At 36.8% G+C, this 19,749-nt stretch carries 14 protein-coding genes; 6 read left to right on the top strand and 8 right to left on the bottom strand.

Annotated features, from left to right (window positions below):
* Positions 1 to 9 precede the first annotated feature (9 nt).
* The 3 genes from JAZ75_RS10320 to JAZ75_RS10310 form a co-directional block, all read right to left on the bottom strand.
* A complete protein-coding gene (locus tag JAZ75_RS10320) occupies positions 10 to 1,260 on the bottom strand; it encodes a glycosyltransferase (protein WP_208701663.1) in 1,251 nt (416 codons plus the stop codon).
* The gene (locus tag JAZ75_RS10315; RefSeq protein ID WP_208701661.1) at positions 1,257 to 2,291 is read right to left on the bottom strand and encodes a glycosyltransferase; all 1,035 of its coding nucleotides are present in this window, start codon (positions 2,289 to 2,291) and stop codon (positions 1,257 to 1,259) included. Before JAZ75_RS10315 ends, JAZ75_RS10320 begins: the two co-directional genes overlap by 4 nt.
* A gap of 70 nt (positions 2,292 to 2,361) precedes the next feature.
* Complete coding sequence (locus JAZ75_RS10310; protein ID WP_208701658.1) at positions 2,362 to 3,594, bottom strand: hypothetical protein; 1,233 nt, start codon at positions 3,592 to 3,594, stop codon at positions 2,362 to 2,364.
* A gap of 314 nt (positions 3,595 to 3,908) precedes the next feature.
* On the opposite strand from JAZ75_RS10310, the gene JAZ75_RS10305 reads away from it, so the two are divergent.
* From JAZ75_RS10305 to JAZ75_RS10290, 4 genes are all read left to right on the top strand, one after another.
* Positions 3,909 to 4,394, top strand: a complete 486-nt coding sequence (locus JAZ75_RS10305) for a SixA phosphatase family protein (RefSeq protein ID WP_021192343.1) — start codon at positions 3,909 to 3,911, stop codon at positions 4,392 to 4,394.
* A 22-nt stretch (positions 4,395 to 4,416) separates the two neighbouring features.
* Positions 4,417 to 6,420: a thioredoxin domain-containing protein gene (locus tag JAZ75_RS10300; protein WP_208701656.1), complete on the top strand. Its 2,004-nt coding sequence runs from the start codon at positions 4,417 to 4,419 to the stop codon at positions 6,418 to 6,420.
* 30 nt (positions 6,421 to 6,450) lie between these two features.
* A complete protein-coding gene (locus JAZ75_RS10295; RefSeq protein WP_021190473.1) occupies positions 6,451 to 6,948 on the top strand; it encodes a peptidylprolyl isomerase in 498 nt (165 codons plus the stop codon).
* A gap of 334 nt (positions 6,949 to 7,282) precedes the next feature.
* Positions 7,283 to 8,551, top strand: coding sequence for a S41 family peptidase (locus JAZ75_RS10290; protein WP_208701653.1), 1,269 nt, complete (start codon positions 7,283 to 7,285; stop codon positions 8,549 to 8,551).
* A gap of 594 nt (positions 8,552 to 9,145) precedes the next feature.
* Here JAZ75_RS10290 and JAZ75_RS10285 read toward each other — a convergent pair.
* The gene (locus tag JAZ75_RS10285; protein ID WP_208701651.1) at positions 9,146 to 10,069 is read right to left on the bottom strand and encodes a hypothetical protein; all 924 of its coding nucleotides are present in this window, start codon (positions 10,067 to 10,069) and stop codon (positions 9,146 to 9,148) included.
* A 777-nt stretch (positions 10,070 to 10,846) separates the two neighbouring features.
* Here JAZ75_RS10285 and JAZ75_RS10280 point away from each other — a divergent pair.
* Positions 10,847 to 11,317 carry a hypothetical protein gene (locus JAZ75_RS10280; protein WP_208701649.1) on the top strand — a complete coding sequence of 157 codons (471 nt, stop codon included), beginning with the start codon at positions 10,847 to 10,849 and terminating at the stop codon, positions 11,315 to 11,317.
* Between the two features lie 69 nt (positions 11,318 to 11,386).
* On the opposite strand, the gene JAZ75_RS10275 is transcribed toward JAZ75_RS10280, so the two are convergent.
* The 3 genes from JAZ75_RS10275 to JAZ75_RS10265 are packed head-to-tail and all read right to left on the bottom strand — an operon-like array spanning position 11,387 to position 17,772.
* Complete coding sequence (locus JAZ75_RS10275; RefSeq protein ID WP_208701647.1) at positions 11,387 to 12,799, bottom strand: RagB/SusD family nutrient uptake outer membrane protein; 1,413 nt, start codon at positions 12,797 to 12,799, stop codon at positions 11,387 to 11,389.
* 12 nt (positions 12,800 to 12,811) lie between these two features.
* Complete coding sequence (locus tag JAZ75_RS10270) at positions 12,812 to 15,964, bottom strand: SusC/RagA family TonB-linked outer membrane protein (protein ID WP_208701645.1); 3,153 nt, start codon at positions 15,962 to 15,964, stop codon at positions 12,812 to 12,814.
* Between the two features lie 35 nt (positions 15,965 to 15,999).
* Positions 16,000 to 17,772 (bottom strand): TlpA family protein disulfide reductase, encoded by a 1,773-nt coding sequence (locus JAZ75_RS10265; RefSeq protein ID WP_208701643.1) that lies wholly within the window; start codon positions 17,770 to 17,772, stop codon positions 16,000 to 16,002.
* 693 nt (positions 17,773 to 18,465) lie between these two features.
* On the opposite strand from JAZ75_RS10265, the gene JAZ75_RS10260 reads away from it, so the two are divergent.
* Positions 18,466 to 18,807, top strand: a complete 342-nt coding sequence (locus JAZ75_RS10260; protein WP_208701641.1) for a hypothetical protein — start codon at positions 18,466 to 18,468, stop codon at positions 18,805 to 18,807.
* 792 nt (positions 18,808 to 19,599) lie between these two features.
* On the opposite strand, the gene JAZ75_RS10255 is transcribed toward JAZ75_RS10260, so the two are convergent.
* On the bottom strand, positions 19,600 to 19,743 hold the full coding sequence (locus tag JAZ75_RS10255; protein WP_208701639.1) for a hypothetical protein: 144 nt from the start codon (positions 19,741 to 19,743) through the stop codon (positions 19,600 to 19,602).
* Positions 19,744 to 19,749 lie beyond the last annotated feature (6 nt).

Here is a 19,749-nt window from a genome sequence, read left to right as displayed (position 1 = left end):
AAACAACCCTCAATTCTGCTTGAATAAGCTTTCTATTTTCGTTACAAATTCATTCCAATCATGTAATACTTTACTTTCACTAAAAACTTCTACAGCTTTTTTTGCATTTGTACCTAAATGATCACGTAGGTGGGCATCTCCCATAAGTTTACCTAATAGAGATGTCATTTCGTCCATGTCTTCTGCAAGAAATCCTGTTTCTTGATGTTTTATCAACTCATTTGCTCCAGAGCAACTTTTAAAACCTAGACATGGAAGACCTACTGACATAGCTTCGGTCAATGATAAAGGAAAACCTTCATATTTACTTGGAAATATAAATACATCAGCTTCACTCATTTTTACAATAGGACTTTCAGTAAAACCTTTCAAAAAAATTCTATTCTTCATCTTAAGGTCTGAAATCTGCTTCTCCAGTCTATTCCAATCTGGACCAACACCCCATAACTCAAAATCCCAATTCATATATTTATTTGATAGTTTTGAGAAGCAATCTATTGCCAGATGTTGTTGCTTGCAACCTGTATCCAATCTTGCTATATGAATGATTTTATAACGTTCTTTACTTTTAAAATGGTCTACTTGATATAGATTTTTTGAAACTGGATTAGGAATTACGACCACATCTCCCTTAAAGCTTGACGGTAAATAGTTACGATAGCTATCAAAAAGTATTTGAATTCCTGATAAATTTTGAAAAGATTCTTCTAATAATTTTACTTCAAATGGTTTCCTTCCGCCAAAAATATTTGTGAAATCATAATCTGGTCTTCCATTTACAGAATCAATAATTGGAACATTTAAATTATTTCGATAAGTGATCTCAAGCAATGAACCTATTGACATTGTAATAATAAGATCAGGTTGTACCTGATCAATATAATTCTTCCATGCTTTTGCCCGATTTGCTAGATTATAGATAAATAAATTCTCTTCACCATTCATGCTCTTTTTTAAAAGCGTATTATATGCTTTGGCAAACTTCTTCCTTATTTTATGGACGAACCAAAGAAATGGATTCCTTCCTATATAGTTGACAATCGGAATCAGCTCTTTTTGATGAACAGATGCATCATAAATATTTGTTACAGTAACTTGGTCTTCTAATTTAAAAACGGCCTTTCCGGAAACATGCTCATTCGTAGCAATTTCAACCTGATGACCGTTCTTAACAAAACTATTTGCAAGAAATGAACAGATTTTTTCTGTACCACCTGTTCCGTTAATAAAATATAAATGCTGAACGAATAATATCTTCATAACTGATGAAACTTTCTACTGAATTTCTTTCGTAAACTTCTTCTAAATTTAGATAATGGTATAAATTTTAATAAAAAAAGCTGCGTTTTAAACTTTTTTGTTTTCTTCCGTTTATAGTCAATATAAAAAGTATCAAAGCTTTTTAAGTCTTTAGATTCTAAGAAGTAAAGAAACGGTACACTTAGTTCTGCCTTCTCGTCACTATTTAGGTTTGGGAGAACCTGTTCATGCATAAAAACTTTTATTAAATCGAATAATTGCATTCTTTGCTCATCATCAAACGGCATTCTTATATAACGCAGTTCAAAAGGTTCATGTTCAATAAATAATGCTAAATGTAGCGCGTGTGACTTATAGAAATTGTTCCTTGTATAAAATTCTTTTAATAGACTCAACCATTGGGGAATCTGAGCTAATACCTTTGATGTATTTTGATTGATGATAATGTGATTTTGAAAATCATGCTGTCTGTAATGATATTTTCCTTCTGGATACAGACTAACTTTGTCTGTTAATGCTAATAATTGATGCGAAAGCAATCCATCTTCACAGGGTTGAATGCCAATAGGAAAGTTAATATCAGGATGTTTTTTTAGAAAATCTGTTTTTAAAAACATAGCACAGGTAGGTAGAGCCATCATATGGCGCGAGCGAAAACAGTAATCTTCTCCTATCGCTACAAAATCACTTTCATTATTTAGTGCTATTGCAAGTGCTTCTTCTAAAAATTCTGTAGCAATGGTATCATCTCCGTCTAAAAAAAACACATAAGCTCCGGTAGATTCTTGTAGTCCTCTATTCCGTGCTACAGATACACCTGAGTTTACCTGCTCTATATAGCGTACATTACCATATTGACTACTATACTTTATGCAGATATCTAACGACCTATCTGTACTACCATCATTGACCAATATTAATTCTACAAAGGGATAACTTTGTTTTAAAACACTTTGAATTGATTCTTCAAGAAATAATTCTTGATTATAAATTGGTATTATTACGGATATCAATAATTTATCTGACTGCATAAAAACATTTTATTACTTTACTAGCAAATAGCTTGTAAAGGTAACGAATAGAAATAGGCAAATGATAAAATTATTTCCAACAGTTATCAATCTTTTCTTTACTAAGTGTAAATTCCCTATATCTAAATTCTCCTGATTTTGTAGCGATCATGGCCCCCATCTGAATAATTTTCTCATCTGTCTTCATTGGAAAAATTGCCGATCGGTAGGCATTCTGTTCAAGGATAGCTTTTGGAAAAACCTGGTAGTTAATACCATCTTTAGAATAGGCTACATAGAGTGCTTCGGATGTGTATTTTTTAACATCTCCAATAGCTATACATAGAAAATAATATCCATCAACATAAGTTGCCTGAATATGCCATGGTGAATATGCAGCATTTAGTTTTAACCAAGGCTTATTTAGAAAATTTACTATTTTACTTTGTTTAAACTGATCAAAATTTAGTCCGTCACTAGAGGTTCTACGGATTACATAAGAAGGATTATTTCCTCTAAAACTTCTTTTACCCATATTTAACTCAATTTCATAACTCATAAATTTACTTCCATCATAAATAAAAGATGGAGATAAAACATGGTTATTGCGGGGAGAAAACGGAGGGTTACTTGTAAAAGCTATGCTCATTGGAGACCAGTTCACCCCATCTCCGGAAGTTTGTCGGACTATTGTTCTTTGGGCATTAGCTTCTAACTTCTTAAAATTTTCATTATTTTTCTCGACTTTCTTTCTTAGTGCTGATGCAGAAATAAAACTTGCTCGGTAGTATAAATAAAATTTATTATTTACATAGAGCCAATCAACATCTGACCAAAATCCTTGTTTTGGATCTTGATTATTTTCCTTGATGCTTTCATTCGGATTTGGAGCAGCAGTAATAGGGTTTATTAAATTGGGAGGATTTGTCCAATTGATCCCGTCGTTAGATACAACAATACTTGGGTTTTCAAAACGCTTAGAATTTTGATTTGTTCCTACCGCACCAAAGTAAGGAGTAAATACCATCCAATATTTAAAACCATTCAAACCGGTAGGAAAATACAGCACATCGGGATGACAATAACTATGATTATCATTTGCAATATTTAGCAAAAATCTTGTATCATTAAAACCTAAAAAATTAGCATTTGCCGTAGTATGGATATTAATAAGTCCTTTCTTATCATCAAATGTGACTGAATCTAAAGGTTTAGCCTTTAAATCAATACTATCAACATCTTCTGCATATATACTTTCATCAGAACGGCTACATGATAACAATAAATTTAACAGACATAAAGCTGTTAATATACTTTTAAACATAAAATTGAAACCAAAAAGATTAATTAAAAATTCAATAATAAGCAACTTAGTACAGCCTACTTATCGCAATTTTTTTCAATGTCCAAAAGTATATTATTAAAATTAAATTTTACAACATCTCGAACGATTTACCGGTAAAATTGTACATTATTTATTCATATGGACAGAACTAAAAAATTTACACATCATCATATTTTAAAAGCCTAAAGCTATTTCTGATAATCATGGGTTTTCATTAATTTAATGTTAAACTTTCCTAATCTTTGAAATAAATAAATCGATTTTATTTATATTTATATGGATAACTTCAGAATATGTCTAAAAATCTCTATATCGTCCGTCATGCCAAGGCTGAACAGTCATTTTCTAAGAAAGATTTTGACCGTATATTATTAGACAAAGGCATAGAAAGAGCACAACGTGTTTCCCATCAGCTTGCTCTACAGATGCAAGCGGATTCTACTACGCTCTGTATTTCCTCTTCTGCAATTAGAGCATCTGAAACAGCAGAGATATTCATTAAAGCAATTAAATATCCTCAGATTGCTTTAATTAAAGAAGATCAGCTGTATGAGGCTACTTATTTGGATATTCTAAAACTAATCAACCAAGTTCCACCACATATTCATACACTATTTATATTTGGCCATAACCCTGGTTTATCAGATTTTATTGAATATGTGAGTAATGAATCTGTCCCTTTATCAACATCGCAAGTTGTACATCTCATTCTTGATGAAGGTTTTGATTTTAATACCCTAACATCCAATACTGCTACGCTTTTAAATACCATAGTATAATTCATTTTTGTACCTTCGGGTTATGGCAAATCAATTGCAATTTGAAAATTCTCCTTATCTGAAACAACATGCGCACAATCCGGTTCACTGGATGCCATGGGGGGAAGAAGCATTAAAGAAAGCACAGGAAGAAAATAAATTGATCATCATCAGTATCGGCTACTCTGCCTGTCACTGGTGTCATGTGATGGAACGCGAAAGCTTTGAAAATGATGTGATCGCACAGACCATGAACAAGTTTTATGTTCCGATCAAAATAGATAGAGAAGAGCGTCCAGATATTGATCAGGTCTATATGACTGCAGTACAGCTGATGACAAATGCTGGTGGATGGCCATTAAACTGCATCTGTTTACCTAACGGTAGACCCATCTACGGTGGTACTTACTTCAAAGCTCATGATTGGCAGAACGTTTTAATTCAGATTGCCCGCATGTGGGAAGAACAACCTGCTGTAGCAATGGAATATGCTGACAAATTGACAAAAGGCATTCAACAGAGTGAGCGATTACCTATTAATGCAATACCGGAGCAATATAAGTTTGACGATTTAAACGATATTATAAAACCTTGGAAAGAATTATTTGATCCAAGAGACGGTGGTTATCATCGCAGTCCAAAATTTCCGCTTCCTAACAACTGGTTATTCTTATTGCGTTACGCTGTTTTAGCGCAGGATACTGAAACACTAAACCATGTTCATTTTACGCTCCAAAAAATTGCTTCTGGAGGTATCTACGACCACATCGGAGGTGGCTTTGCGCGCTATTCAGTCGATAGTGAATGGCATGTCCCACATTTTGAAAAAATGCTGTACGACAATGGCCAACTCATTTCCCTGTATGCAGAAGCTTATCAACAGCAACCCCATCCTTTATATAAACGTGTCGTTGAAGAGACAATTGCTTGGGCGCAACGCGAAATATTAGCTCCGAACAATGGCTTTTATGCAGCTTTAGATGCCGATAGTGAAGGCGTCGAAGGAAAATTCTACACATTTGACATCGCCGAAATTAAAACGGTGTTAGGTGAAGATGCTGATTTATTTATAGCTTATTACAACATTACTGTTGAAGGTAACTGGGAAGAAGAAAAAACTAATATATTGATTTGTGACATTGATGCTGATGAAATGGCTAAGGAAGCTGGCTACAACACAGAAGAATGGGAAATTTATCTACAGTCAATAAAGAAGAAACTATTTGACTACAGAAAAAATCGTATTCATCCTGGACTTGACCACAAACAATTAGCAACATGGAACGCGTTACTATTAAAGGGGCTGATTGATGCATACCGCATCTTTGATAAAAAGGAATACTTAGAGCTGGCTTTACTGAATGCTGAATTTCTGAAGAGTGAATTGATTGCCGACGATTTCAGTATGTTACATCAGCCACAAGATTCAAATCGCAGTATCCCCGGTTTTTTAGATGATTACGCTTTTACGATCACTGCATTTACAGCACTTTACGAAGCTACTTTTGAAGAAAAATGGTTACAAATAGCAACCTCTTTACTCGATAAAACAATCGAATTATTTTATGATAGCAACGAAAAAACGTTTTACTACAGTGCATCGAGCGCAGAAAAATTAATTGCCAGAAAAAGTGAAGTCATGGATAATGTCATTCCGTCATCTACATCAGCAATTTGTCATCAATTAAAAAAAATAGGACTACTAACTGACAATGAGGAGTATACAGCAATTTCAGATCAGTTATTTGCCAATGTATTCCCACAAATCAAGACATATGGTTCTGCATATTCAAATTGGGCAATATTATTGTTAGAAGAATTGTATGGTTGCAATGAGATTGCGCTAACTGGAGAAGATGCACATGCATTTCGTAAGGAGCTAGATCATTATTACATTCCGAATAAAATTGTATTGGGTGGAACAAAAAGCAGTCTGCCATTGTTATTAAATAGACAGGGTTTAAATTCAAAAGCATACCTTTGTCGAAATAAAACATGCAGTCTGCCACAGAATACAATTGCAGAACTTATAAAAATAATAGAATAATAACGGGGGATATCCCAAAAATCAAAACAAATGGCAATAGTAACTAATGACGTAGTAGCGTTAACTTACAAACTTCACACAATCGAAAACGGCGAAAAAGTATTCGTAGAAGAAACAACAACAGAAAATCCTTTAGACTTCTTATATGGTGTAGGCATGATGCTTCCTAAATTTGAAGAAAACATCGCTGGCTTAAATGTTGGTGACACTACTGCATTTGAATTATCTGCAGAAGATGCTTATGGCGAAAAAGACGAGCGTGCTGTTGCCCAATTACCAGCAGATATGTTCAAAGAAACTGGTCTACCTCCAGTAGGTGAGGTTATCCCTTTACAAGATAACCAAGGTAACCAATTCCGTGCAGTAGTTGTAGAAGTAACTCCAGAAGTTGTAGTTGCTGACTTAAACCACCCAATGGCTGGAAAATCATTACATTTCGAAATCGAAATTTTAAATGTACGTCCTGCAACTGAAGAAGAGTTATCTCATGGTCACTCTCACGGTGTAGATGGTACTCAAGGTCACTAATTCTGACCAAAATATTTATAAGAAACGGATGTTGGTTCAAACCAGCATCCGTTTTTTACATTATATCAATTCAATTTGTAATACTCATTATATTCATAAAGCTGACATATAATATAAATTACACTCTAAAAATCTTATCAGAAGAGCTTTATTATTTGGTCAAAGATAGTATCTCCCAAAATAGATACATTATTTCTATTCTACTAACCACTTAAAATTTATTGATTCACTTTCTTACAATATTTTCATTATATCAAATTGCATGTATTTAAAATTATTAAATATTTTAATATCATAAGTTAATAATATCGTTTGAAACAAATACTTTTACACCATGAATAATTTAATAATGTTAAATTTTAGTGTTCCAAAATTTAAGCTCTTATATGCCACAGTACTATTGTCTATATTATTTTCGTGCAAAAAGAATAAATTGGAAGATGAACCTGTTTCACCCAAAACTGGTACACGTACAGAATTAACAATCGATTCATTATACCTCTATGCCAAAGAAGTTTATTTATGGAATGACGCATTACCAAACTATAGTTCATTTGATCCTAGAAATAAATACAATAATATTACACCAGAAAACAATGCTTTAAAAAAGGAATTATTTGATATTGCACAATTCAAAATTAATGAAAGTACAAAACTACCTTATGAATTCACCAATTATGGTTCTCCTAAGTACAGTTATCTTGAAGAAACTAGTAAAGAAAGTTTAAAAGCTACTTCTAATACTAAAAAGATCAATAAAATTCATGTAAGTCACATCCACAAGCTATCTTATTTAGCTATCCACTCATTTCCTCAACTGAATAGTATTAAGGCGGATCTTGATGAAACATTTTCTGAAATAAGTGCTCAAAATCCAAGCACATTAGTAATTGATTTACGATACAACTCTGGTGGATATATAGAAACGGCAGAATATTTAGCAAATTTAATGGCTCCTAGTTACTTAAATGGTAAGGTGATTTATTCCGAAAACTTTAATCAGACATTACAATCTGGAAATGCTAAAATTTTGAAGAATCAACCTTATCTTGACAATAATGGAAACTATGTCAATATAGATGGTCGGCAGGCAACAATGGCTGATGTTGATTATAGTGAGAAAGGGAATACTTATTTTTTTAAAAAGCAAGGAACTTTAGAAAGTGTCAAAAATATTTATTTTATAACTTCTGGGACAACGGCATCGGCTAGCGAACTACTAATAAGTGCATTCAAACCATACTTCAACGTGAAATTAGTTGGTCAAAAAACCTATGGAAAACCTGTTGGATTCTTTGCTATCAATATTGATAAATATTCCATATATATGAGTAGTTTCTTAATCAAAAATGCAACCGGATGGTTTGATTATTTTAATGGAATGGAACCACATATTACAGTTACATTACCTTCAAAACCAAACTTAGGTGATCCACAAGAACCTTGTTTGAAAAGTATTATTTCAGATCTAGCTACAAGTGCAAAAATAATGAAAGCAGGCAATAAATTACTTAAAGAACCATTTATTAGCGAAAAAAATAGTTCCCTAATATTGAAAGATAAAGGATTATTATTGGAAAACAGATTAAGATTAAAAAACTGATAACCTTCACAGGCTCTCATAAGTCTTTAAATCATTTAATATCAGCATACCCACAAAATGAGACAGGAATTTTTGTAAACGAAGGAATTCTATTCTATGCTTTACCGACTCAAAAACCAGGAACCGTACCACTTTATAGATTTAGCAACGATAAGTCTGACAATATTTTTTTTACAGTTCAAGGACTCCAACTTAATGAACGTAATTATAAAGCAGAAGGAATCGTTTATTACGTTTACCCAAAAGAAGGAGTTGGATTAAAACCAATATATCGTTACTATAGTCAAAAAAATATTGATCACTATTATACTGATAAATTAGGGAATTTTAATAACTATGTCTTTGAACGTATTGAGTTTTACGGTTTATAATATTTAATTTAAGTCTAAAATTATTAAAACAAATGAGGGTAATTTATTTTAGATTAATAAAAAAATAAAATCTTGATGTAAACTCTTCACATACGGATGCTGGTTTGAATCAGCATCCGTTTTTTATCATCCATCATTGTATAGTAAAGCAAAATTTTCACTTTTATGTTATATGACCAAGCACAGAGAATAAGATGACGCAGTTTCTGCTACACTTATTTACTTAAAACTCTTTTAAAAACCATTTCGAGAAATCATCTATTTTATCCTTGTTCAGCACAAGTTGATGCTCTCCAGGGTAATCCAGATCAATTTTAAAATTCTTATCGGGTTTGACAACATATCCTTTTATAATATCGCGATGCACCAGATCCCATCGAGACACCTGATAATAATCTCTCGGCTCAAGTCTTTCAACCCAGTACTTTAAAGGATGACCATCCTGAATTGGTGGATTATCATAATTTCGTTCGTAGATGAGATTCATTCCGCTACTATTGCTTACCCAAACAATGTCCAGATCATTCATTCTTATGTCCTTTCCCTCTCTAATAGTTACAACAGGATTATTTTCAAAAGTATTTTTAATATCATTTCCTGTGTGTGCTAATCTTTTCTCATCCAGTGATAAGTTAAGATCTTCGGCCACCCCATTGATGCTGTTCGTAAATTCGTTGTATAGCGAAATTAGACTATAGAACAACGTATAAATTAAAGATAGCCCCAGAAAGAAAGGAAATTGGATTATATTTTGTGTAATCCGAAACAAACTCCTTTCCGTTACCTGTAAATAAAGATGATCCACTACTTCCAAAAAAAGAATTGAAGGTAAGAATCCAAATAATAATTGAACCAGCAACCGCAGCAGAAATTCATCTTTCCAAGGATGCTTAGTATCAAGATATGCTGTTACCTGTACAGTCCAATAAACCATCAAGGACAGAAATATGAAACTCCAAAAATAATCGATATAGAAATTAGAACTAGCAAGGCAATATTTTAAAACATTCCATCCCTTACCTATTCGATATCCCAAAAAAGCATTAAAAAAAGAAAAAATCAGAACCCATATTATTCTCGATTTCCAATGATTCCTTGATAGATCCCATTCTTGATCCGTGTTTTCATTATCCTTTATTACTTCCATAATAGAGTCTGTTTTGGCTTACTGGCTAATTAATCAACACTTATATTAACCTCTATTTTATTGAAAATAAGTTAATAAAGCAAATATTTTCGATATTTTTCAAAATTTCTCATTTTTTTCTATCGTCAAAATGAATAAATACCAATAAATATGGAAAAAGATGAATCTTATAGTTCTTTTGCTTTCAAACAACGAAATAATCAAAACCATGATCAGTCATGGTTTCAATGGAAAAGATAATGGAATTAAAGAAATGTCGGGCGTACCGAGGCTGCATGCACTCCGTCTTTCCCGTCGGAGCGCTCTAGATATCTTCGGTACGTTCGAAGAGGAGCTGGAGAGATATCTAGAGCAATTAAAAGGGACGCGGGTACAGCGATAAAGTGCAAAAGAAAACAGAGGGCAGGCCGCACCAGGGGTGTGCCGCTGCACAACAGGTTATGGATAGGTAAAATGAACTAAGATGAAAAGTCTGCGAATAGTAAAAGAAACAATCAAAATACTTGACCACTTCATATGGTCAGTATTCCTATCCTTATGGACCAGGCTATTTGGAGGGTTTGTCTTTCGGTTCAGGTCTCGTCATATTCTTTTATTTAAAGAACTAAGCTACGCCCCTATCTGTCTATCCTTGGCCCTAAAGAGAGTCACTGACAGAATCTGGTATCCCCGTAAATTCGCACTATTCCGGCTTGAACAGCCGAAGATTTCAGTCAATGGTCAATCGCATTACGGGGAGAAATGCATGACCAATAGGGAACCCTCGATCGCAAAGCTGTGAGGCAAAACCGACATGCAACAAATAACGAACATTATATAAACTTAAAAGAACTGCTCATGAGCACTTTAAAAATAAACCGGTTACGTACCGGTATTGTATTATCTTTCCTTATGTTAATCGGTACATTTTTCTTTGTTAATGCAATGGATAAGAAGGAAGGAGTTAAAACTGTTGTAGTAAAAAAATTCAACGCCACTATGTGGTTTTCGGTTGATGCCTCTGGGGCATCTAATCCGAGCAACCCTAGTGATAGTGAACAAAATGTCACTGCACAATTATCGTCAAGTCCGTCTGCACCTTGTACACAAACGTCGGGTGAATTATGTGCAAGGCAGTTAAATTATGACGAGAATGATACTGAAATTCAAGATTTGCTTGCCCGTGTCGATGCTGGTACCGATATTCCTACAATTCAGGAATTTATCGCAGCAGGAGCTACCACAGGTGCCAAATCACACAAACCATAAAAGTTGTAAAATATCAGGTATCATATTTTAATAAAGGGGACTGTACGCAATGCGATAGTCCCCTTTATTTTAACGTGGATTTTGAGAATAGCCTCCCACACTGATTGCTTCTTCTGGAAAAGGCCATATATAGCGTGGACTATTGGGCAATAGCCGCACAATCTCGCCTGCTATATCACGTTTAAGTACCGTAGCTGTTTTTGGATTCTTATTCAAGCGCCGCAAATCTTCCCAACGAACTCCACGTAGCAGCAGCTCTTTTTTACGTTCCTGCAGGATTCGATCTAGAAGCTCATCCCCATCTTGAATTGTCAGACTTACAAAAGCATCCTTTTTATATCTGTTTTTTAGAAGTTGATTCAGATCAGCAAGAGCTTCATCATGTTTTCCAATTCTCAGTTTGCTTTCCGCATTGATCAGATATACTTCGTCCAAAGCCAAGCCTGTAAATAACAGTTGGTCGCCAAAATAACTACCCCGATAACGTATAAAGCCATTTATGTCCCATTCAAAAAATAAGGTTCTTCGGAGATCTGTCTGCTGGTAACTATTAAAGAGATCTGACCGAATAGCTAAATATTCGTCAGAATAAGCTAATGCTCTATGTGCAGTCATCACAAATACTACCTCAGGATTGGTTGCTCCATAGATTGGAAATGGATAATTATGGATTTTAATACCATTATAATCCAAAAGGCTACCACCAAGACCAATACAATCGCTAGCAAAAACAGTCGCTTTTTCATAATCTTCCATCTGCAAATACACACGTGCCAACAGGGCCAAAACAGCTTGCCTGCCGGGTCGAAATTTAACTAGAGGATTGTCCGGTAATAAGACCAGCGCACTTGTCAGATCATCAATAATCAGTTGATAACAATCATGGACAGACGCACGCTCCACCTTTTTCGTCGGATCGACTTCCAAGCGAAGTGGCATACCAAGATCTGTTTTGGCGCTATGCGAATTGTAAACTGGCGCATACAACTGTAAAAGACAGTAGTAATTCCAGGCCCGATGGAAAAAAGCAGTCCCTTTTGTCTGATTCCAGAGCGGAGCGTCATTTGGAGCAGGATCTATTTTTTCCAATCCTTCCAGCACCAGATTTGCCAGCAAAATACGTTGGTATCCCATATCAAAATCTGTCGGGTTGCCAATACCCCCTTCTCCGCCCTGGTATATCCGAGCATTCCATCTATAGGAGTTCTTCTGGTAATCATATTCCAGTCCAGCCGGAAAAGTTCCATACACCGCAGGTGGTATGTCATATTCATCGGCACCGATAATCCCCAGTGTATGCGAACTACGGTTATTCACAGGATTGATAAAGCTTGATGCATTATCCAAAATAGCCATGTAATCCGCTATCGTAGTCGGAACTTTTTGCCGCTGATTAGGTTTTAGCTCCAAGAACTCCTTGCCGCAGCCCTGCATCAGTACCACAGCAAAGAGAATCAAACTTTTTAGATGTTCAAGTTTCATTTTTATTTCAAGTTAAAAGTTCACGTTTACCCCTATATTAACCACTCTAGGTGGCGGATAAGAAGCCTGTGCATAGTCTGGATCGATCTGCTCCTTATTTGCACGCCAGAGTATGCCCACATTTCTAACACCCACAAATAGCTTTAAGTCAGCTTTTCGAACTGTGCTTTTCGCCCATCTCAACGGGAGCAGGTAACTTGCCTGTATATCCTGCATTCGTAGTGATGCACCATTGGTAATCAGTGCTTCCGAATCACGATAGAGCGTCCAGCCCGTGCTGGGAGAGGTGGTCTTCGCCCAGGCAGGTACATTTGTAAAATGCTCATCCCCCGGCTGAGACCACCGTTTATAATAATCCATATGATAATACGGTGTAGAGGCATACTCCTGCCCTGAGCCCATGGATGCTCTCCTGAATACAAATCCCGATTTGAAAGACAGTAACGTACTCAACTGCCAGCCCTTCCATGACCATGTATTTCTTAGCGAACCAAATAGTTTTGGAACCGTTGTTCCCACTTCTACAAGGTCATCAAAAGTCAATTGATTTACGTAAGTAATATAATCCGTTGTCTCTTTCCCGTTGATGTAAACAATAGGATATCCTGTCGTGCTGCTCAGCCCGTTCCAGGGGTAAGCATAGATATTATCGAAAGACTTACCTTCCATTGGTGGTGGATTGTTGATGTACTCTGTAATGTTGGTAATCGGGATATTTTTAAAATTGGTAATCTTATTCAGGGTATAGTTCAGCAGTAAATCTGTGTTCCAGGCAAATGTACCTTTGATATTTTTGCTGGAGAGCTGTACATCGAGCCCCTGTGTTTCCATTCCTGCATAGTTCATCTTAAAAATAGCTGTCACACCTGTGGATGGATCGAGGATCCTGTTACCCAGAAGATCTTTTGCTTTTTTATGATACAAATCCAGCGCTAATGTGATCCTGTTTTCAAAAAATCCGGCATCAATACCAACGTTGAGTGTGTTGACCTGCTCCCATTTGAGCGCGGGATTTCCGGGGTGATTAAGATTGGCAGCCGGAAGTCCCGTGATCTCATCCACAGTATAGGAGATAGTAGGATAATGGCTTTGCGACTTGTCAATGTTACCCGCAGAGCCATAGGTCGCTCGCAACCGAAGCTGGTTTACGGTTTCGTTTTTAAAAAATAATTCGTTTCCCATGTTCCAGCTTATCCCTGTAGACCACAGCACAGTGCCCCGTTGATTGGACTTGACTCCGAGGAGATTACTGCCATCCCAACGTATACTGCCGCTCCATACATATCGGTTATCAAAACCATAACTCGCATTTCCATAGTAGGAAAGATTTCGTCCGTTATTTTTACTTGGTGACAAAGCTCTGGAGGGAATACGACTACTTCCCGTTGGCCGAGTAGGATATAACGTTTTGTAGTCCACCATAAAGTCTGCACTCCAGGTCTCCGGATTAAAGTTATACAAGGTCATCCCCGGAATTGTCTGAAAAACCGTCTGCCTAATTTCCGTTCCTGCAAGAGCGGACAGTTCATGCAGGCTGCCGAGCGATCTGTTATAATTAACCTGTAATCTTCCCGAATGCGTCTGATGCTCCCGTGGCTGCTCATATTCCATAATTCCCCCATAAGGTATTATCCTGCTGCCATTACTTTGTGTAAACCTATTTACTAGATTGCGTGTGAAGTACGAATCCTTATCATGATAAGTCTGCTCCTTTCCTGTCCCCTGTGTATACTGATAAAATGCCTGTATCTGTATACCCAGCGGAAGCTGATAATTGAGTCCTGTATTGATTCGCCATTCCATTTCACGGTTTTCATTATCCGTTAATCTTACTTCATCAATAGGCCGGTACAGCCAATCGAACCCTCCATTCGTCGCAATATCCCTCAGATACCTGAGCCGATAAGTTCTGGTCTGATAGCTTGGATCTCCGTTTTCATCAACCAGTGGCAGATATATATCCGTATTCAGAGCGCTACTGTAGCCCAGCCCGTTGGTCGTGCTATATTGCGACGTATACCAGATGCCACCATTCAGTTCAAGATTATTGCCAATTTTAAAAGCATTCTGAAAGCCAAGGTTGATCCTACGGTTTTCATTACCAACGATAGTTGCATCATTTCTGTCATATCCGGTATTGAATGAATAGCGGTGCTTACCCGTTCCGCCATTGATCCCAAGACTATACTGTCCCATATACAGTGTCCGATATAGGTATTTTGACCATTGCTCACGCAAGTCGGTGCGCACAAATAAAGCTTCCTGATCCGCAAAATGTTGTTCGCTTATTTTTCCATCCCTTTGTGCAATCAACAGTTCCACATAAGCAGGGATGCGTGTCTGATTTTGCTCCAGATAAGTACCCCTTTCAAACAGTTCCTTTTGGATGGACATAACTGCAGTAGAAGGCAGGTATTTTTGGTTATAAAATAGATCGGGCTTTTTCCCAAAACTATGATTTGTTGTAAAACTGATCGCTGTCGGTTTGTTATAATTCCCCTGTTTGGTATTGATCACAATTACACCATTACCAGCCTTCGCACCCCATATTGACGCAGCAGCCGCATCCTTTAATACGGTCACAGTCTCTATATCATTGGGATTGATGGTACTGATATCTCCATCGTACGGAAAATTATCAAGAACAATCAGCGGTGAGCTATCTGAATCAATGGTATTCAGTCCCCTCACCCGGATTTCGGGACGGCCGTTGACATTCTCTCCAACAAGATTACGCCGATCGAATAAAACACTGCTGGTTACTCCTTCGAGCCTATCGAGAATGCTGGCCCCATTGGTTCTATTGAGCAGTTCATTATCAATATGGGAAAAAGCACCCGTGGCGCGTTCTTTGGGAATCGAATAGTACCCTGTATTGATCAATACCTCTTCCATCACATTTTCGAGCTGATGCATATGTACTGTCATTTGTTCCTTTGCATCTTCAGAGACAGCTATCGTAACCGGCCTATAGCCAACATGGCTAAATCGCAACGAATCAGACCCAGTAACATTGACCTGAAATAGACCATTATCATCCGATCTGCCCACTGTACGGCGGTCAGAGATCCTGGAAATGACCACAGCAGGAAGTGGACGATTATGCTGGTTCAAGACTATTCCTTTTAAAGCAATTGTCCCTTGGCCGAATACGCTATCAACCATTGATAAAAGACAGCACAGAATAATAAGCAGTCTTATCATTGTTGCATCCCCCTTTCTTTGGATCTTTCGCTATGTGTTAGTGAAAGATTCATCTTTGGCGGAATACCCTGTATGGCATGATGGATATCCTCCAATGTTACCTCCCAGGAGACAGGTATTGCAAACAGTTTTCCATTACGGATCCAGACCTGACCATAACTGCGATTATAATAGAAAAGCTGATTGATGGCCGTATCTATCACATTGCCGAAGACCATAGGTAAGCTCCAGTCTCTTTTTTTAGCAAAAGGTAACGCTTTGGAACTAAAATCATAGAGATGTATAGGAATGATTGCCACATCATCGGCAAGATCGGCCTGCCAAGCATTCCATTTATCCAAAGATTTAACGCAGGGAGAGCAATAAGTTGCCCAGAAGTCGATAACAATCAGCTTATCTTTTAACGATTCCAATACGATAGATTGACTGGACCCGTCACGATAGTGAAAGATTAATTTCTGATCCCAAAACCCCGATGGTAAACTGTCTCCTATGATCAATTTAGGTAACTCATTGTTTTGCATGAGCTGAATTAGCCCTTCCGCCCCGCTGTCCTTGCGGGGCGTCTGAGCTGATAAACTAAACATATAAAACATAAGGACTAATAGAAAATAAGTCCTTATGCTCTTCAATTCGTTGAAAGAAATACCCATCAATTTTCGAAACTCATAAACAACCCACTCACTGACAGTATCATGAGCACTACTTAGCATGCGATTTAAAGAGGTTTTTAAGCGATTTGCCAGTTTATTAAAACAAAAGCACATCTTAACCCAGCTTAATAATTTTATATGCTTAAAAACGCTTGTTTGAAATGAATCACCTTTAGAGTATAGATCAAGTATGGATGAAGCAGGTATAAAGCGTTGATAGTGCGTTAGTAGTGTGTAAACGGGTACCGTTTTACGCACTATCCATGCTTTATCTATGCATATGCAACGCATTACGGACGCTTGATCTACGCTTCGCCCATTGAAGTACTGTGCTTCACCAGCTGTCGCCTTCAAGGCCGCTGCCAAGCTACTGCCGTTAGTACCTATTTGGTAGCTCTCTAGTACATTCCCAGTACCTTTTTGCTGCCATTTCAGTAGGGCGTTAGTGAATAAACTATACACTGACAGTACAGCAAGACCGATTTTAGCAAGTACATTTTTAAAAAAAATCATAAAAAAAGCAAAGCCATCTGCTCCGATCTTGTTCGGACTTTCTTTTAACCTTCTTTTACCCTTGTAGTAAGTTTCCCTGTAACTGCGCAGTACTTGCACCGTAGTTGTACCGTCCTTTTCCTGGTGCAGGGACGGGAGAAGTACGGTGCACATACGGTGCAACGACGGCCGGAGGTAAAACAAACTCCGAAGCTGGTTAAAAGAGGGTATATAGCGGGTATTGAACACATAGTCAAATGGGTTAGCCTTAGCACCAATCTTGAGAGCATTAGTATATGTTTCTAAAGGTATTCCTGTATCAGGGCTATCTTTCTTCACCTTTTCTTCTAACCATTTCCTCCTTCCACTTGAGTTTTCATCGACTGGGCTTCGGGATTTCATTGACTGGGCCCGATGAAATCCCGAGGCCCAGTCGAAGCCAGTAGCATAAAAGGCAGAAGAAAGGCATGTATTGATTAGAATAAAGTTTCCAGAAAGTAAAGAATTCTGTTTTAGCACTCGGCTAGTACACTTGCGGTATAAGTTGCAAGCGTACTTGGCCAGTGCCCGGTAGATGGAGGGTACATATGTTTTGACTTGCGTCAGTAATTTTAGTGCTTTCATAATTTATTTGTTAATGGTTTTTTGAAAACAGCTTAAAAACATCGAAGATTTTTAAGCGTTTTAAAACCGCAACCTATAAGCATAGCATCCCCTTTCCAATAAAAATCAGATGTTTCAGGGTCTAATATGACTCAATGGTCACAAAGACTAGTAAATAGTTAATAAAAGATTCAGATCGCGTTTGAAAGAAGAAATCACAAGGTTATATATCGGCATCACGCAATCCGTAGTTGTAAGGACCAAATCATATTTGGCGAAGCCAGCCGAGCTACTCGGGGGCAGTGATAATGTTTTTGATTGTTGTTTTTTTCATATACTGCATAAATAAAAATTAAATTAATATGCAGTGAGCATCAGAAAAAAGCGGGCCTCTACTCACTACTCCTCCCAGGCACGTTCGGACATAGTGAGTGAGCGCCCGCCCAAATCTATATTTTTTTAAATACAAATCCAAAAGCGGGCTTCACTCAGATTCTTGCGTCACTCATTTTGCCTGGGAGGAACAAGAAATTTAGTAAAACTTTAACGGTTTTTCTACAAAAATTCTACTATTTTATACAAAATAGGAATTTTAAAACCTAAATAATATACAAATATATACAAAAATGTATAATAAACAAGTGAATTTTGTAGAATTCCACTATTCCCTGTAGAAAATATATTGAATATCTTCAAGATGTAAAGAAAAATAGGATGGCAGGAGATAAAAATAGAGGGGAATTTTTAAACAAAATAATCACCCAAAAAGGAATAAACATTGGAAAATTAATGACGCGGATGGGCTATCATAGAACTACTTATTATACCCACATCAATCAACCAGAACTTGATTATTCTATTTTATCTAAATATGCAAAGGAAATTCCATACGATTTCGCAATAGAATTTCCTGAAATGCGACAATATAATTATAGTCCCGAATCTGAAAACAATATCAGATCTATTAAAGACATAGAAGCAGATAGAAATAAATGGAAGGAAAAATACTATGACCTTTTAGAAAAGTACAATAGTTTATTAGAGCAGTCCAAATAATTATCATGTTCAACATATAAACTAGGTATGTTCAGGAGTTTTTCTGTCTATAAAATAATAAATTGCTCTAAATATTTTGGAAACTCTACAAAAGTAATTTCAAGACACAATACGTAAAAACAAGCCGTTTACAAGCATACCTTTATCGCAAAGACCAATAAAATATTGTTCTACCGAAGTGTTCGCATCACTTGATCACGATTCTTTTGTTCTATCACTTAAGGAGGATTTAAATTCCACTAGTGAGCTCTCTACTACTATCCTAGGCAAAGATGCACTTGAAATTACGAAAGAAATTAACTTTCTGATTGTTGCTTATTTATTCCAGCTAGAAGAGAAATTGCAATTATTCATCGATTTCGCGCTATGGCGGCTTCATTTCGTCGCCAGTATATGACATTTCCGCACGTGGCGGAATCGTATTGACAACTGTCCGTTTCATTTCCCCAAGCGGCAGAATCGTTTCGTCCTATGGCTGCAACATTTCACATGTTATAGAATTGTGTCGTAGCTTGTATGCATCATTTCCCCACGTGACAAAATTGTATTGCCGTCTGTTTCTCTCATTTCCCCACGTCGCGAACTCATGCCGTCGCCTGTCTCTGTCAATTTCCCAAGTGGCGGAATCGTTTTGTCCTTTGTTGAAAGCCTTCCGCCATAGCGCGGAACCACGCTCCTGTTTTGCAATAACACTAAAATGAAGCGTGGCCCATAGCCTCCATCGCGTATTCTCCAGCATGGCTACCGCGAATACTACACATCCTTTTTATTCATTTCAAAGAAGTCTGACTCTTAATTGTCGCCAAACCATGAAATGGTCATGACAGTCACTTCGTCCATATTTTGACTTGAATGATCGAGGTCCCAAGCACAAACTCCTTTCGCTCTACGATTCAGGAGTTTCTTATATAATCCTAATACAAGACGATTTCCCATTCTTTA

Source organism: Sphingobacterium sp. UDSM-2020 (assembly GCF_016132525.1).
GTDB classification, from domain to species: Bacteria; Bacteroidota; Bacteroidia; order Sphingobacteriales; family Sphingobacteriaceae; genus Sphingobacterium; species Sphingobacterium anhuiense.
The sequence above is the reverse complement of the archived record's forward strand: the minus strand, read 5'-3'. Positions and strand labels throughout refer to the sequence as shown.